The 14,896-nt window shown below is 76.7% G+C and carries 14 protein-coding genes and 2 pseudogenes; 2 read left to right on the forward strand and 14 right to left on the reverse strand.

Annotated features, from left to right (window positions below; all coding sequences use genetic code 11):
• Positions 1–350: 350 nt before the first annotated feature.
• Positions 351–1,485: pseudogene (locus ACYX4T_RS09920) on the reverse strand (IS30 family transposase).
• Between the two features lie 298 nt (positions 1,486–1,783).
• Here ACYX4T_RS09920 and ACYX4T_RS09925 point away from each other — a divergent pair.
• The gene (locus tag ACYX4T_RS09925) at positions 1,784–2,365 is read left to right on the forward strand and encodes a peptidoglycan DD-metalloendopeptidase family protein (RefSeq protein ID WP_476014366.1); all 582 of its coding nucleotides are present in this window, start codon (positions 1,784–1,786) and stop codon (positions 2,363–2,365) included.
• 3 nt (positions 2,366–2,368) lie between these two features.
• On the opposite strand, the gene ACYX4T_RS09930 is transcribed toward ACYX4T_RS09925, so the two are convergent.
• The 10 genes from ACYX4T_RS09930 to trmD all read right to left on the reverse strand — a co-directional run bounded on the left by ACYX4T_RS09930 (position 2,369) and on the right by trmD (position 12,890).
• Positions 2,369–3,493, reverse strand: coding sequence for a FliA/WhiG family RNA polymerase sigma factor (locus ACYX4T_RS09930; RefSeq protein WP_476014367.1), 1,125 nt, complete (start codon positions 3,491–3,493; stop codon positions 2,369–2,371).
• Positions 3,486–4,421, reverse strand: a complete 936-nt coding sequence (locus ACYX4T_RS09935) for a tyrosine-type recombinase/integrase (protein WP_476015229.1) — start codon at positions 4,419–4,421, stop codon at positions 3,486–3,488. The genes ACYX4T_RS09930 and ACYX4T_RS09935 overlap by 8 nt, the downstream gene beginning before the upstream one ends.
• A 411-nt stretch (positions 4,422–4,832) precedes the next feature.
• The gene (dprA, locus tag ACYX4T_RS09940; protein ID WP_476014368.1) at positions 4,833–6,056 is read right to left on the reverse strand and encodes a DNA-processing protein DprA; all 1,224 of its coding nucleotides are present in this window, start codon (positions 6,054–6,056) and stop codon (positions 4,833–4,835) included.
• On the reverse strand, positions 6,053–7,654 hold the full coding sequence (locus ACYX4T_RS09945) for a YifB family Mg chelatase-like AAA ATPase (protein ID WP_476014369.1): 1,602 nt from the start codon (positions 7,652–7,654) through the stop codon (positions 6,053–6,055). Before ACYX4T_RS09945 ends, dprA begins: the two co-directional genes overlap by 4 nt.
• Positions 7,655–8,041: a YraN family protein gene (locus ACYX4T_RS09950; RefSeq protein WP_476014370.1), complete on the reverse strand. Its 387-nt coding sequence runs from the start codon at positions 8,039–8,041 to the stop codon at positions 7,655–7,657.
• A gap of 228 nt (positions 8,042–8,269) precedes the next feature.
• A complete protein-coding gene (locus ACYX4T_RS09955; RefSeq protein WP_476014371.1) occupies positions 8,270–8,590 on the reverse strand; it encodes a DUF2469 domain-containing protein in 321 nt (106 codons plus the stop codon).
• Positions 8,587–9,456 carry a ribonuclease HII gene (locus ACYX4T_RS09960; protein WP_476015230.1) on the reverse strand — a complete coding sequence of 290 codons (870 nt, stop codon included), beginning with the start codon at positions 9,454–9,456 and terminating at the stop codon, positions 8,587–8,589. The genes ACYX4T_RS09955 and ACYX4T_RS09960 overlap by 4 nt, the downstream gene beginning before the upstream one ends.
• 74 nt (positions 9,457–9,530) lie before the next feature.
• Positions 9,531–10,502: a signal peptidase I gene (lepB, locus tag ACYX4T_RS09965; RefSeq protein WP_476015231.1), complete on the reverse strand. Its 972-nt coding sequence runs from the start codon at positions 10,500–10,502 to the stop codon at positions 9,531–9,533.
• A 1,080-nt stretch (positions 10,503–11,582) separates the two neighbouring features.
• Positions 11,583–11,942, reverse strand: coding sequence for a 50S ribosomal protein L19 (rplS, locus tag ACYX4T_RS09970; RefSeq protein WP_476014372.1), 360 nt, complete (start codon positions 11,940–11,942; stop codon positions 11,583–11,585).
• A gap of 99 nt (positions 11,943–12,041) precedes the next feature.
• The gene (gene trmD / locus ACYX4T_RS09975; protein ID WP_476014373.1) at positions 12,042–12,890 is read right to left on the reverse strand and encodes a tRNA (guanosine(37)-N1)-methyltransferase TrmD; all 849 of its coding nucleotides are present in this window, start codon (positions 12,888–12,890) and stop codon (positions 12,042–12,044) included.
• A 45-nt stretch (positions 12,891–12,935) separates the two neighbouring features.
• On the opposite strand from trmD, the gene ACYX4T_RS09980 reads away from it, so the two are divergent.
• Positions 12,936–13,664, forward strand: coding sequence for an MgtC/SapB family protein (locus tag ACYX4T_RS09980; RefSeq protein WP_476014374.1), 729 nt, complete (start codon positions 12,936–12,938; stop codon positions 13,662–13,664).
• A gap of 8 nt (positions 13,665–13,672) precedes the next feature.
• On the opposite strand, the gene rimM is transcribed toward ACYX4T_RS09980, so the two are convergent.
• From rimM to rpsP, 3 genes and pseudogenes are all read right to left on the reverse strand, one after another.
• A complete protein-coding gene (gene rimM, locus ACYX4T_RS09985; protein ID WP_476014375.1) occupies positions 13,673–14,203 on the reverse strand; it encodes a ribosome maturation factor RimM in 531 nt (176 codons plus the stop codon).
• Between the two features lie 4 nt (positions 14,204–14,207).
• On the reverse strand, positions 14,208–14,447 hold the full coding sequence (locus tag ACYX4T_RS09990) for an RNA-binding protein (RefSeq protein ID WP_133824910.1): 240 nt from the start codon (positions 14,445–14,447) through the stop codon (positions 14,208–14,210).
• A gap of 20 nt (positions 14,448–14,467) precedes the next feature.
• A pseudogene (gene rpsP / locus ACYX4T_RS09995) lies at positions 14,468–14,800 on the reverse strand (30S ribosomal protein S16); the annotation flags it as partial.
• Between the last annotated feature and the right edge of the window lie 96 nt (positions 14,801–14,896).

Consider the following 14,896-nt stretch of genomic DNA (forward strand, 5'->3'; position numbering starts at 1 on the left):
CGCCGCCCTGGTGCCCTCGTGGAACCGGCCCCGGAACCCGCTCGGGAGCGGGACCGCCCGGGTGCTGGCAGCGCCCGCGAGGCGGGCGCTTGGAGGGCACGCGAAGTCGGCCCGTTCGGCTCCACGCGGACGAGGAGACGACGGACCGCTGGTCACGAGTGTACCCGCGCCCACGCCGCCCTCTCCCCCGCCCTCACCCCTGACCCGCGTGGGCGTGCGAGCGATGCGGCATTGCTGGCGTCTGAGGCCAGGATCGCCACATCCTCGCCGGCGCGACACGCCGGGGTGGGCGGCGCGCCTCCTCTCCAGGGAGATCAGGAGGGCGTGGCGCACCGCGGGACGCCCTGAGCTCAGGGGGTCGTTGCAACATCGGTGGTTGGTGGGCCGGAGAGTAGTTGCTCGAGGGCTCGGGCTGGGGAGCGCCAGCTGAGGTCTTGCGGGGTCGGGCGTTGAGTTCGGCGGCGACGGCGGCGAGATCGTCGGCGGTGTGGACCGAGAGGTCGCTGCTCTTGGGGAAGTACTGGCGCAGCAGGCCGTTGGTGTTCTCGTTGCTGCCGCGTTGCCAGGGGCTGTGCGGGTCGCAGAAGTAGATCGGCAGGTCGGCGGTGATGCTGATCTGGGCGTGGCGGGCCATCTCGCTGCCTTGGTCCCAGGCCAGTGAGCGGCGCAGCGCGGCGGGCAGCGCCTGCATGGTGGAGATCATGGCGTCACGCACGGCTTCGGCGTTGTGGCGGGCGGGTAGGTGCAGCAGCAGCACGAAGCGGGTGCTGCGCTCGACCAGGGTGCCGATCGCCGAGGCGTTCTCGGCGCCCAGGATCAGGTCGCCTTCCCAGTGCCCGGGCACGGCGCGGTCCTCGGCCTCGGCGGGCCGCTGCGAGATCATGATCTCCGGGGTGATGTAGGGGCGGCTGGCGCGGCCGGTGAACGCGGGGGGGGGCGGCGCACCGCGCGGCCGGTGCGCAGGCAGCGGTGCAGCTCGCGGCGCAGGCTGCCCCGGCCCTGGACGTAGAGCTCCTGGTAGATCGTCTCGTGGGACACCCACATCTCCGGGCGGTCGGGGAATCTGTCGCGTAGCTCAGCGGCGATCTGCTCGGGGCTCCAGCGCAGCACCAGTCGCCGCTGGACCTCGGCGATCAGCTCAGGATGCCCGGTGAACTTGGTCGCCTTGGGCCGTCGGGCCCGCGCGTCGGCCTTCAACCGCGCCGGCCCCGCCCGGTAGGCATCCCGGCGGGCCTGACGGGCATCCACCCGCCGATGCGGGCGCGGCGGGCCGAGCGGCGCCGGCGCGTCGCCGCGCCCGTGCGCGCCCCGCCGCTCCCCGCGGGCGTGGTTGCGGTCGACCTCCCGTTTGATCGTGGAGCGGTGCCGCCCGAGACGGCGACCGATCTCGGCGTAACTCAGCCCGCTCACCAGGCCGCGCGAGATCTCCTCCTGCTCGGCCAACGAGAGATACCGACCCTGCGGCTCGCTGAGATCCGGGACCATCCCGCCAACCTCACGAACCCACCGCCACCCCGTGTGGCGTGACACGCCCACCCGCGCGCACGCCTGCTCGTGCTCGAGCCCCGCAAGCCGAGCCCGCCAGAACTCGCGCACCTTCGCCCTCGTCCGCCCCGCACCCGGCACCGCACACCTCGCTCAGACTCAAGGTGTTGCGACAGCCCCTTGAATCCGCCCGCCGTTCAGGGTGCCTGACGTCCTGGTGATCTCCGTTCGGGTCGGTGCGGCCGGGGGATCCCGACGCCGAGGGAGCCTGCGGGGCGCCGGGTGCGTCGAAACCGGTGTGAGGTGTTCCCGCGCGAGGGGTCTCGCGGTCCTGCTGCTGCTCGCGGTCGCGCTCGCCGGCACCCCGGCGCGCGCCGCACCCGCTCCCCCGCCCGCCGTGCCGGTCGGAGCGTTCGGCTGGCCGCTGGCCGGGGTGGCCGGCGACGGCGCCCCGGCGACGTCCGGCACGCCGGGTGCGGTGACCCGGCTGTTCGACCCGCCCCCGCACTACTACGGCCGCGGGCACCGCGGCGCCGACGTCGCCGGACGCCCGGGCCACGCGGTGGTGGCCGCCGGCGACGGGACCGTGGTGTTCGCGGGCCGCATCGCCGGGCGCGGCGTGGTCTCGGTCGAGCACGCGGCGGGCCTGCGCACCACCTACGAGCCCGTCGCCGTGGCCGTGGCGCCGGGCGCGGTGGTGCACCGCGGCGACACCCTCGGAGCCCTCGAGCCCGGGCACCGCGGCTGCCCCGTGGCGGCGTGCCTGCACTGGGGCCTGCGCCGGCCGGCGGCCGACCCGGCGGCGGGCGCGCTGGAGTACCTCGACCCGCTCCTGCTGCTCGGCCTCGGGCGGGTGCGGCTGCTGCCGACCGACCCGTGATCGTCAGGCGTGCTGGAGCTCGGCGAGCCGGGCGCGCAGCCGCATCACCGCGCGGGTGTGCAGCTGGCAGACGCGCGACTCGGTGACCCCGAGGACGCGGCCGATCTCGGCCAGCGTCAGGTTCTCGAAGTAGTAGAGACCGACGACCGTCCGGTCGCGCTCGGCGAGCTGCCCGACCGCCTCGGCGAGCAGGCGCCGCGTCTCGCGGTCCTCCATCGCCGAGAGCGGGTCCTCCGCGCCGGCGTCGGGCAGCGAGTCGGCGAGCGACGGGGCCGTCGCTCCGTCGACCGAACCGCCGCCGCGTCCGGCCGCGACGAGCTCGTCGAGCGCCGCGACGCTTGTCATCGCGATCTGCCCGAAGGTGGAGCGCAGGTCGTCGGTGGACGTGTCCAGCTCGGCGGCGAGCTCGGCGTCGCTGACCGACCGCTGCTCGCGGCCCTCGAGGCGCTCGATGGCCCGCTCGATCTCGCGGGCGCGGGACCGCACGGAGCGCGGCACCCAGTCCTGGGAGCGCAGCTCGTCGAGGATCGCGCCGCGGATGCGCTGCATCGCGTAGACCTCGAACTTGCGCCCGCGGTCGGGCTCGAAGCGCTCGATGGCGTCGACCAGCCCGAAGATCCCGCACTGGATGAGGTCCGCGATGTCGACGTGGGCCGGCAGACCGGTGCCCACACGACCGGCGACGTACTTGACCAGCGGCGCGTAGTGCAGCACCAGCCGGTCCTTCGTGGACTTGCGCGGGTCGTCGGCGAACGCGGCCCAGAGCTCGGCGATCCCGGCCTCGACCATCGCCTCCTCGTCCGCGCTGCCCGAGGGCGCGCGGCCGAGCGTGGCGGGCAGGGGGTGGACCTCGGCGGGCGCGGACCGGTCGTCCCGCGCGCCGCCCCGCTCCCCGTCGGCCGGCACGGGGACGGGGGCGAGCGCCGTGGCGCCCTCGGTGGCCGGCGGCTCGTGGCGCTCCGGGGCGCGACGGCGCGGGGTTCGGGCGGCGACGCCGGCGGCGCGCACGGCGGCGTCGGAGTCGGAGCCCGGCAGGGCGGGCAGCGGGCCGGTGCTCGGGAAGCGGTCGGACCCGGCCACGGTGGCCGTCGAGGTCCCGGAGGCGCCGTCCCGCCCGGGCTCAGGCACGGGGGTGGGCGGTGTCATGGATGGCCCTCAGTCGCTCGGCGGACACGTGGGTGTAGAGCTGGGTCGTCGCCGGTGAGGCGTGGCCCAGCAGTTCCTGGACGCTCCTCAAGTCCGCTCCCCCCTCGAGCAGGTGTGTGGCCGCCGAGTGCCGCAGCCCGTGCGGTGCGATGTCGGGCGCGCCCGGCACCGCGCCCGCCGCGTCGTGCACGACCTTGCGTGCGATGCGCGGGTCGAGCCGCCCGCCCCGCGCGCCGAGCAGCAGCGCCGGTGGCGAGGACGGGACCGCGAGCGCCGGGCGGCCCTCCCGGCGCCAGGTGTCGAGCGCGGCCGCGGCCGGCGCCCCGAAGACGACCGTGCGCTCCTTGGCGCCCTTGCCGAGGACCCGCAGGGTGCGACGGCCGTCGTCGACGTCGTCGACGTCGAGGCCGCACAGCTCGGAGACGCGCACTCCGGTGGCGTAGAGCAGCTCGAGCAGCAGGTGGTCGCGCAGGGCGACGGGGTCGCCCTCGGCGGCGCCGGACGCCGCGGCGGCCAGGGCGGCGGCGGCCTGGTCGGCGCGCAGGACCTCGGGCAGGCGGCGGTGCGCGCGCGGCGACGCGAGACGCGCGCCGGCGTCGGTGGGCGCGCGCCCGGTGCGCGCCGCCCAGGCGGTGAACGTGCGCGCGGCGGCCGCCCGGCGCGCGAGCGTCGTCCGGCTCGCGCCGCGGCCCCGCTCGTCGGCCAGCCAGGCGCGCACGCCCGCGAGGTCGAGCGCGTCGAGCTCGAGCGGCGCGTCCTCGGGGAGGTCCGGGCCACGGAGGTGAGCGAGCAGCGAGCCCACGTCGCCGACGTAGGCGCGCACGGTGTGCGGGGAGAGCGCCCGCTCGTAGCGCAGGTGCGACGCGAAGGCGGCGAGGTGCGTGGCGGCGGTGGTCTCGCCGGCGGTGATCTCGCCGGCGCCGGTCCCGGCGGCGATCGCGTCCCCGTCCCGCGGGGCCGGCACGGCGGCGGAGCGGTCGTCGGGCACGTCGTCGGGCACGACGTCACGCGCAGCGTCCGGACCGGCGGTCGGGGTGGGCCGCGGAGCCCCCGCTGCGTCCGTCCCGGTGAACGCGGAGCGTGACGACGTGACCGGGTCGAAGGGGAACTCACGAGAGGGCCCTCGACCAGGTGACCGAGACGCCCGCACGGGGCGTCCGGTCGAGCCGTCGGGAGAGAACGTGCCGGTCATCGCGGTGAAGACTCCCGATCCGGGCGCCGACGGTCAAGCACCGCCACGACGCGTTCGGTGACCGAGGGCCACCGTCGGGGAGCGGTTCCACTCGTCGCGCTCTGCAACCGTTCGTCGCGCTGTGCCTGTTCACCCGGGTCGGCGTCGCCACCGCCCACCGTCCCCCGTGACGAGTCCGCGGGCCTCGAGTTCGCTCAGGTGGGTGGTGACGTCCGCGGGGTCCACGCCCGCGTCGTGGGCCAGACGCGCGGCTGTGCGCGCCGCGCGGAGGGGCAGGGCTTCACGCACACGCAGGGCATCCGGGTCAAGACCGTCCGTCGGACGCGAGGGGGTCCCCGGTGGAGCGGCGAGGCCGTCGCCCACTTGACTCACCTCCTCGACGACGTGGTCCACGCGTCCGGCGACCGAGATCGCGGGCCGGCGGGCGAGCTCGTGGCAGCCCAGCGACATCAGCGACGTCACCGGCCCCGGCACGACCATGACGGCCCGCCCGAGCGCCTCGGCGACCAGCGCCGTGCGCATCGCGCCCGAGCGCGCCGCGGCCTCGACGACCAGCGTGCCCGCGGTGAGCGCCGCGATGAGGCGGTTGCGCACGAGGAAGCGGTGGCGCGCCGGGTTGGCGCCCGGCGGGTACTCGGTGACGACGAGGCCGTGGCGGGCGATGTGCTCGAGCAGTGTGGCGTGCTTCGGCGGGTAGGCGCGGTCGATGCCGCACGCGAGGACCGCGACGGTGGGGCCGCCGACCGCGAGCGCTCCGCGGTGCGCGGCGCCGTCGATGCCCAGCGCCGCTCCCGAGACCACGGTGATGCCCCGGTCGGCGAGCTCGGCGGACCAGTCGCGGGCGACCCAGAGGCCGTAGTCGGACGCCGCGCGCGCCCCGACGATGCCGGCCCAGCGGATCGGTCCGCCGTCGAGGCGCAGCGGCCCGCGCACCCACAGCGCGAGGGGCTCGGCGGGCCCGTCCCGACCGGCGGGGCCGTCGAGGCCCGGCGCCCCATCCGGCCCGGCCACGAACCCGAGGCCGGCGAGCGCCGCCGCGGGCCACTCCGGGTGCTCCGGCACGAGCAGCCGCCCGCCCCGCGCGGCGAGCAGGGCGAGGTCGGCCTCCGCCCGGTCGGTGCCCCGGCGCGCGGCGGTCTCCTTCGCGACCTCGGGCGGCAGGGCACCCGGCCCGTCGGTGTCCCCGTCGCGCACCCGCCGGGCGGCCGCGACGGGCCCGACGTCCTCGACGAAGGCCGCCAGGGCGGGGGCCGGCGGTTCGGCCACCCGCGAGAGGTAGGCGCGGGCGCGCAGGACCGCCGGGTCGACCGGCGCGACCGTCCCGGGGACCGCGCGGGGAACCGTGGCGCTCACGCGACGACCTCGTCGCTCGCGGCCACGGCCGGGTCGAGGGCCGCGACGGCCTGCTCCGGCCCGTTCTCGTCCACGAAACCCTTGTAGGCGACGGCCTCCTCGATGTCCGCGGTCTCGGGGCTCGGGGCCCCGCGCAGGTCGGCGATGGTCCACCCGACCCGGAGCGCGCGGTCGGCGCCGCGGGCGGTCATGGCGCCGCTGCGCAGCTGGCGCTCGAGCACCGCCGCCGCCTCCACCGGCAGGCGCGATCGCCGGCGCAGCTCCGGGCCCGGGACCTCGGCGTTCGTGCGCCAGCCGGCGTCGCGCCAGCGCTCCCGCGCCACCGCCCGGGCGGCCAGCACCCGCGACCGGACCGATGCGGTGTCCTCGGGGACCTCCTCGAGGGCCGCGGCGAGACCGCCCGCGAACGTCAGCTCCTCGACCGCCCGCAGCGTCACCTGCAGGTCGACGCGGTCGAGCATCGGGCCCGAGAGCCGCAGCTGGTAGCGCCGGCGCTCCAGGCTCGTGCAGCGGCAGTCGGTCGGCCGCGGCGGCGCGCAGGGGCACGGGTTGGCCGCCATCACCAGCTGGAAGCGCGCCGGGTAGCGCACGACGCCGTCGGTGCGGGCCAGGCGCACCTCGCCCTCCTCCAGGGGCGTGCGCAGCATCTCGAGCACGTGCGGCCCGAACTCGTAGATCTCGTCGAGGAAGAGCACCCCGCGGTGGGCCAGCGACACCGCGCCGGGGCGGGCGAGCCCGCTGCCGCCGCCGACCAGCGCCGCCGACGACACCGAGTGGTGCGGCGCGACGAACGGCGGCGCGGCCGGCAGCGCCTCCTGGGGGTCGGTGGCGCCCGCCAGCGAGCGGACCGCGGCGACCTGCAGCGCCGCGTCACCGTCGAGGTCGGGCAGCAGGCCGGTCATCCGCCGCGCGAGCATCGTCTTGCCCGAGCCCGGCGGGCCGACCATGAACAGGTGGTGCCCGCCCGCCGCGGCGACCTCGACCGCCCGGCGCGCGATGCGCTGCCCCACCACGTCGGCGAGGTCCTCCCGCGGGCCGCCGTGGCGCGGGCGCGCCCTCGGACCCACCGGCCGCAGCCGCCCCCGGTCGCCGCGCAGCCACGCCAGGACGTCGGAGAGGTGCTCGGCGCCGAGCACCTCCAGCCCGTCGACCAGCCCGGCCTCCACCGACGCCGCGGCCGGCACCACCGCCTGCTCCACCCCGAGGCGCCGCGCCGCCAGCAGTGCCGGCAGCACGCCCCGCACGCCGCGCACCCGGCCGTCGAGCGCCAGCTCCCCGAGCAGCACCACCCCGCGCAGCGCCGCGACCGGCACCGCCCGCGCCGCGGCCAGCACCGAGCAGGCGAGGGCGAGGTCGTAGCCGCTGCCCTGCTTGGGCAGGGTCGCCGGCGACAGCGCGAGCGTGATCCGCCGGGCCGGCCACGTCTCCCCCGAGTTGACCACCGCCGCGCGCACCCGGTCGCGCGACTCCGCCAGCGCGGCGTCCGGCAGCCCCACCAGCGAGACACCGGGCAGCCCCTGGCCGATGTCGGCCTCGATCTCCACGACCTCACCGTCCACCCCGCGCAGGCCGATCGACCACGCACACGCGAGCGCCACCTAGAACGCCCCCTCGTAGTGCTCGACCTCGGGCGCCGCACCGGGCCGGACCAGCACCGCGAGCACGTCGAAGCGCACCTCGGCGAAGCCGGTGCCCCCGGCGGCGTGCCGCTCGGCGAGCCAGCGCTGCGCGAGGCGCCGGATGCGGGCGGCCTTGACGCCGGTCACCGCCTCGGCGGGCACCCCGAACCCGGTGCCCGAGCGCGTCTTCACCTCGGCGACGACGAGCCGCCCGCCCTCGGCGGCCACCAGGTCGAGCTCGCCCTCGCGGCAGCGCCAGTTGCGGTCGAGCACCGTCAGCCCGCGGGCCGTGAGGTGCTCGGCGGCGATGTCCTCGCCGCGGCGCCCGAGCACCCTCCGATCGGGCGTCCCGTGTGTCGTGACCATGTCCGGCCCCCTCGTCCTCGCCGGACGCTCCGGCGGCACGGGCGAGCCTGCAGCCGTCGCCCGCCGCGGCGGGAGCACGCGCTGCGCGCCTGGGGACAGCTCGCGGGGGTGGGGACGGACCGGTGTCGTGGCGGCCGCGGTCAGCCGCCGGACGGCTCAGCGACGACGGCAGCACGGCCGCGGACGTCGCCCGCCGAGGACGGGGCGTGCAGCCGCACGCGACGGGCGTCAGCCGTTGAAGGGGCCCTCGTCGAGGCGCAGGTCCGGCTTCTCGAGCTCCTCGACGTTGACGTCCTTGAACGTCACCACGCGGACGTTCTTGACGAAGCGCGCGGGCCGGTACATGTCCCACACCCACGCGTCGGACATCGTGACCTCGAAGTAGACCTCGCCGTCGGCGTTGCGGACCGCGACGTCGACCGAGTTGGCCAGGTAGAAGCGCCGCTCGGTCTCCACGACGTACGAGAACTGGGCGACGATGTCGCGGTACTCGCGGTAGAGCGAGAGCTCCATGTCGGTCTCGTACTTCTCGAAATCCTCCGCGCTCATCGCGGCTCTCCCCCCTGCGGCACGTCCTCGGTGAGACCGGCGGGCAGGTCGCCGTCGAGCTCGGTCTCGTCGAGCTCTCTCTCGTCGAGCTCGGTCTCGTCGAGGACCACGAGCTCGTCTGCCTCCCCGCTCTCGGCGGACACGTCGTCGACGGTCACGGCCCCATTGTGGCGCACGCCGACCGCGTGCCCGTCCGGGCTCCGGCCCCGCGCGGCGGCGGCGACGTTGACGAAGCTGAAGCGGTGGTCCTCGCACGGCCCGTGCGCGGCCAGCGCTGCGCTGTGGGTGGGCGTGCAGTAGCCCTTGTGGAGGTCGAAGCGGTACTCCGGGTGCTTCTCGTGCAGCTCGGCCATCAGGCGGTCCCGGGTGACCTTGGCCAGCACCGACGCCGCCGCCACGCACGCCGCCGCGAGGTCCCCCTTCGGCACGGCGAGGGACGGGACGCCGAAGCCGGTGACCGGGAAGCCGTCGGTGAGGACGTAGCCCGGACGGACCCCGAGGCGCGCGACCGCCCGCCGCATGCCGTCGATGTTCGCGATGTGCACGCCACGGTGGTCGACCTCGGGCGGGTCGACGAGCACGACGTGCCAGTCCAGCGCGCGCCGCTCGATGATCCGCGCGAACTCCTCGCGCTCGTCCCTGGTCAGCAGCTTCGAGTCGGTCAGCCCCTCGAAGCGGCGGGCGTCACCGGGTCGCAGGATGCACGCCGCGACCGCCAGCGGGCCCGCGCAGGCTCCGCGTCCGGCCTCGTCGACGCCGACGACCGGCCCGAGCCCGTGGCGCTCCAGCGCCGACTGCAGCGCCCAGCTCTCGGTGCTGCGCCGCACGATCGCGCGCGGCGGCTGCACCCCGGTGCGCGGCGGCAACGGGCGGCGGCGGGCGGGACCCCGGCCGTTCGTGCGCGCGGCGGGGCGCCGTCGGCCCGCGTCGTGTCCCGCCGTCACCGGCCGGGATCGGGGGACGGCGGTGACGCGCCGGGCTCGCGGCCCGGATCGTCACCGGGGTTCTCGTCGGGACCGCGCACGCCGCCGCCGGAGGACCACCAGCGCCGGCGCAGGCGCCGGGACACCCCGACGAGCGGGACCGCACCGAGGACGCCGGCGGCCAGCGGTGCGGCCGAGGTCCACGACGGGGCGCCGAGCGCGGACACCTGGGCCTGCGGGTTCGTGTCGGGCACCCCGCCCCAGCGGCCGACGGGCAGCACGATGACCCGGGCCTTGCCGATGACGTCGGTGACGCCGATCGGGCCGTGCACGCGGGCGTCCGCGGAGTTGTTGCGGTTGTCGCCCATCACCCACAACTGGCCCGCGGGGACCTGCACCGGCGCGAAGTCGGCCTGGGTGCGTCCGAGGTTGGGCTGGAAGTACAGGTACGGCTCGTCGAGCGGCTGCCCGTCGACCGTGACGCGGTTCTGCGGGTCGCAGCACGCGACGGTCTGGCCGCCGACGGCGATGATGCGCTTGACGAAATCCTTCTCGTCGGGCGGCGCGAGGCCGATCAGCGACAGCCCGCTCTGCAGGCCGCGGACCAGCACGTTCCCCGACGGCGGGCCGCTGCCGCCGACCTCGCTGTTGTCGCCCCACGCGGGCGGGCCGCGGAAGACGACGACGTCGCCGGGCGACGGCTCGGAGAACCGGTAGGTCAGCTTGTCGACGGCGACGCGGTCGTTCGCGCAGCCGTTGCAGCCGTGCAGCGTGCGCTCCATCGACGCCGACGGGATGACGTAGATGCGCGCGAGGAACGTCTGGATGACGAACGTCAGGACGACCGCGACCACGATGAGCAGCGGGAGCTCGCGCCAGAACGAGCCCTTCTTCTTCGCCTTGCCCCTGGGCTTGCCGGCGGCGCCGCCGTGCCGGCCGCGGCGACCGGGGTCGGCCTCGCCGTCCTCGCCGCCGTCGTCGTCGACCAGGTCCTCGTCGGCCGCCGCCCCGGCGCCGCGGCGGTGCCGGCCGGGGTTGGCAGGGTTTCCGCCCAGCGCGGTGGTCGTGGCCGTCGTCGTGCTCTCGGTGCGCGGCCTCGGCGGCCGCGAGGCGAACCCGTCCGCGCCCGCGAGGCCGCTGTCGGCGGCGGAGGTCGTTTGGGAGGCCCCACCGGACGACGCCGGGGTCGAGGACGAGGCCGACGACGAGGCCGACGACGGGGCCGACGACGCGGCGCCGTTCGCCCCCGGCGCCGGGCCGGCCGGACCCGAGGGTGCGGCGCCGTTCGTACCCGGCGGCGGGCCCACCGGGCGGGGGGCGTGGCCGTTGCCCGGGCCGGGCGCGGTCGGCCCGCCGGGCGGGGGTCCCGAGGCTCCGGAGGGTCGCGGCACCCCGAAGGGTGCGGGCGGCGGCGCGGCGGCCCAGGGCGGTCCCGAGGGCGCCGGCGGGGCGGCCGGCGTCGCGGCCGGGTACGCGCCCCGGCCACCGTCATCGGGTCGGCCGGGCGGTCCCGAGGGTGCCTGCTGACCGTGCTGACCCTGCTGTGCCTGCTGGCCCGGCCACCCGGTCGGCCCGCCGGGCGACGCCGGGCGCGGACCGTCGGGGCCGTCCGCCCCGGAGGAGACCCCGGAGGGGCCGAACGAGCTGCCGTACCCGGGCGCGCCGCGACCCGCCGCGGGCGAGCCGTGCGCCTCGCCGTAGGGGTCGCCGTAGGGGTCGCCGTACGGGTCCCCGTGGCGGCCGTTCCCGGAGGCGCCGTGCCCGTAGGGGTCGCCCGAGGAGCCGTTGCCCACGTCGGCACGCCCGGCGCCGGGCCGGTCGGAGCCGCTCCAGCCCGAGGCGCCGTAGGGCGCCTGCACGCCGCCGGCCGTCGGGGCGGGCACGTCGCCGTACGGATCGGCGGGGTGCTCGTCGTCGGGACGGGCGTGCGCCGGAGCGCGTCCGCCGTAGCCGTCGGACCCGCCGTCGCGACGGGTCGTCTCGCCGCCCGCTCCGGGATTCCGGGACGGGGGGCCGTAGGGCTCCTGGGGGCGCACGCGGTTCAGGTTAGGAGACCGGGGCGGGTCGGCTCAGGAGACCGGCGTGGTCTCGCGCTTCTCGCGGATCTTCGCGGCCTTGCCCCGACGCTCACGGAGGTAGTACAGCTTCGCGCGCCGGACGTCACCGCGGGTGACGACCTCGATGTGGTCGATGTTGGGCGAGTGCACCGGGAAGGTGCGCTCGACACCGACGCCGAAGGAGACCTTGCGGACGGTGAACGTCTCGCGCAGGCCGCCGCCGTGGCGACGGATGACGACACCCTGGAAGACCTGTACACGAGAGCGTGAACCCTCGATGACCCGGACGTGCACCTTCACGGTGTCCCCGGCGCGGAAGTCCGGGATGTCGGAGCGCAGCGACTTGGCGTCGAGCTCGTCCAGGGCGTTCATCGTCAGCGTCCTCGCGGTCTCACGGGCCGGCGCCGGAGCCCGCGGGGACGGGCGTCCGAGTGCAGCCGGCCAGGGCGGTTCTCGGGCGGCGGGCGGCTCTCACCGGCCTCCATCGGGCCGTGCGCCGTCCGCGGCAACCTCCCCAGTCTGCCATGCCGCCGACCGTGCTCCTCCGGCCGGGTCGTACCCGCACGCGGCGAGCACCTCGCGGTCGCGGGTGTCGAACGCGGCCGCGCCGTGGCGGGCGAGCAGCGCGTCGAGCAGGTCGGGGCGCACGGCGGCGGTGCGCTCGAGCGAGCGGTCGCGGCGCCAGCGCTCGACGACGGCGTGGTTGCCGCCGCGCAGGACCTCGGGGACCTCGAGGTCGCGCCACCGCTCGGGGCGCGTGTAGGCCGGGGCCTCGAGCAGGCCGGCCGTCCCCTCGGAGAAGCTGTCCAGCTCCGCCGACGCCGGGTTCCCGAGCACCCCCGGGACCAGCCGCGACACCGCCTCGACCACCACGAGCGCTGCGACCTCTCCGCCGGCGAGCACGTAGTCGCCCAGCGAGACCTCCTCGACCGGCATGCGCCGGCGCGCGTCGTCGAGGACCCGGGCGTCGATGCCCTCGTAGCGCCCGCAGGCGAGCACCAGCCACGGCTCGGTGGCCCAGCCCGCCGCCCGGCGCTGGGTCAGCGGTGCCCCCGCGGGCGTCGGCACGAGGAGCCGGGGCACCCCGTCGCCGGACCCGGTGACCTCGTCGAGGGCCGCGCCCCACACCGGTGCCGTCATGAGCATCCCGGGCCCGCCGCCGTAGGGGGCGTCGTCGACGGCCTTGTGCACGCCGGTGGCCCACCCCCGCAGGTCGTGCACCCGGACGTCGAGCAGCCCGGCCCGCCGCGCGCGCCCGACGAGCGCCTCGTCGAGCGGTGCGAGGTAGCCCGGGAAGATGGTGACGACGTCGATGCGCATCGGGCACGATCCTGCCCCTGGTGTCCGGGAAGGGGGTGGCGCGGGGTGGAGCAGTTCTCGTCGTACCCGCAGGAGTGGCGCCTCCTGGCCCCGCTCGGGCTGGCGCTGCTGCTCTGCACGCTGATCGGGCTGGAGCGCGAGCTCGCGGCGAAGAGCGCCGGGCTGCGGACGCACACGCTGGTGGGCGTCGGCGCGGCGGGCTTCATGCTCATCTCGAAGTACGGCTTCGACGACCTGCTGTCCTCCCCCGACATCACCCTCGACCCGTCACGGGTCGCGGCGCAGATCGTGTCGGGGATCGGGTTCATCGGCGGTGGGCTGATCTTCGTGCGCCGCGACGCGGTCCGGGGGCTGACGACGGCCGCGACGATCTGGGCCGCGGCGGCGGTCGGGACGGCCTCCGGCGCCGGCCTGCCGCTGCTCGCCGTCGCCGGGACCCTCGTGCACTACCTCGTCACGCGGGGGTACCGCCCGCTGGCCCGGCTGGTCACCCGCACGTCGGGCGCGCCGCGCGACCTGCACCTCTCCTACACCGACGGGCGCGGGGTGCTGCGGCGCGTGCTCTCGATCTGCACGGAGCGCGGGTTCGCCGTCGCCGGCATGCACGTGGACCGGGAGGACGCCACCGACGGCGTGGGGGGTACCGAGGGCACCACGCACGTCGCGACGGTGACGCTCTCGCTGGCCGGGCGCGGCTCGCTCGCGCCGCTGACGGGCGAGCTGTCCGAGCTCCCGGGCGTGCTCGCGGTGGGGGTCCCGACCGAGGAGGAGTAGGCCGGGCGCTACTCCTCGAGCAGGCCCTCGGGCGGGTCCAGCACGAGCCGTCCACCCGCGAGGTCGACCTCGGGCACGATCGCGGCGACGAACGGGACGAGCGCCTCGCCGCCGTCCGGGCGCTCGATGGCCAGCAGCTCCCCGCCCGCGCCGTGCAGCACGGCGGTGACGGTGCCGACGGCCGTCCCGTCGGCGAGGACCGCGGCGAGGCCCTCGAGCTGGTGGTCCCCGAACTCGTCCGGGTCCTCGGGGTCGGCGTCGAGCGCGGGCGCGGTGAGCTCCGCGCTGCGCAGGGCGTCGGCCGCGTCGCGGTCGGCGACCTCCTCGACGGTGACGAGCAGCCGGTCGCCGTGGCGGCGCGCGGCGGTGATCGTGAGGCTCCCGGCCCCGGACGCGCGCGAGCCCCGCACCGCCACCACCGCGCCCGGGGTGAACCGGGCGTCGACGTTGTCGGTGCGGGGCTCGACGACGAGCTCGCCGCGCAGGCCGTGGGCCTTCACGACCCGACCGACGACGCGCTCGCCGGACGGCGTGCTCATGGCCTCAGCGGTCGGTGTCGACGACGTCGACACGGACGCCGCGGCCGCCGATGCCGCCCACGACGGTGCGCAGGGCGGTGGCGGTGCGGCCGTTGCGGCCGATCACCTTGCCGAGGTCGTCGGGGTGGACCCGGACCTCGAGGGTGCGACCGCGACGGTTGGTGACGAGGTCGACCGCCACCTCGTCGGGGTGCGCGACGATCCCGCGCACGAGGTGCTCGAGCGCCTCGGCCAGCTCGCTCACTCGGCGGAGCCGGTGACCTTGGCCAGCTCCTCGTTGAAGCGGGCCTGCTTGTCGACCTTCTCGGGCTGCGGCTTGAGCTTGCCCTCGGCGCCGGGGAGGCCCTTGAACTTCTGCCAGTCGCCGGTGATCTTGAGCAGGCCGTGCACCGGCTCGGTCGGGATAGCGCCGACGCCCAGCCAGTACTGCGCGCGCTCCGAGTCGATCTTGATGTCGCTCGGCTGGCTCTTGGGGTGGTACTCGCCGATCTGCTCGATGACGCGCCCGTCGCGACGGTTCTTGGCGTCCGCGACGACGACGCGGTAGTGCGGCTCGCGGATCTTGCCCATGCGCGCCAGCTTGATCTTGACAGCCACTGCTCTGAGTGCTCCTCGGTCGATGGTGCTCGGGGCCGCCCTGCTGGGTGGGGACCCGGGACGGCGTGCCCGCTCGTGCGCGGCCGCGGCCTCCCG

The organism is Actinomycetospora sp. ABD4_176 (assembly GCF_056311855.1).

Coding starts and splice junctions, on each gene's coding strand:
- ACYX4T_RS09950 (WP_476014370.1), bottom strand. CDS start 8,041: ATGGTCACGACACACGGGACGCCCGATCGGAGGGTGCTCGGGCGCCGC.
- ACYX4T_RS09955 (WP_476014371.1), bottom strand. CDS start 8,590: ATGAGCGCGGAGGATTTCGAGAAGTACGAGACCGACATGGAGCTCTCG.
- rplS (WP_476014372.1), bottom strand. CDS start 11,942: ATGAACGCCCTGGACGAGCTCGACGCCAAGTCGCTGCGCTCCGACATC.
- trmD (WP_476014373.1), bottom strand. CDS start 12,890: ATGCGCATCGACGTCGTCACCATCTTCCCGGGCTACCTCGCACCGCTC.
- rimM (WP_476014375.1), bottom strand. CDS start 14,203: ATGAGCACGCCGTCCGGCGAGCGCGTCGTCGGTCGGGTCGTGAAGGCC.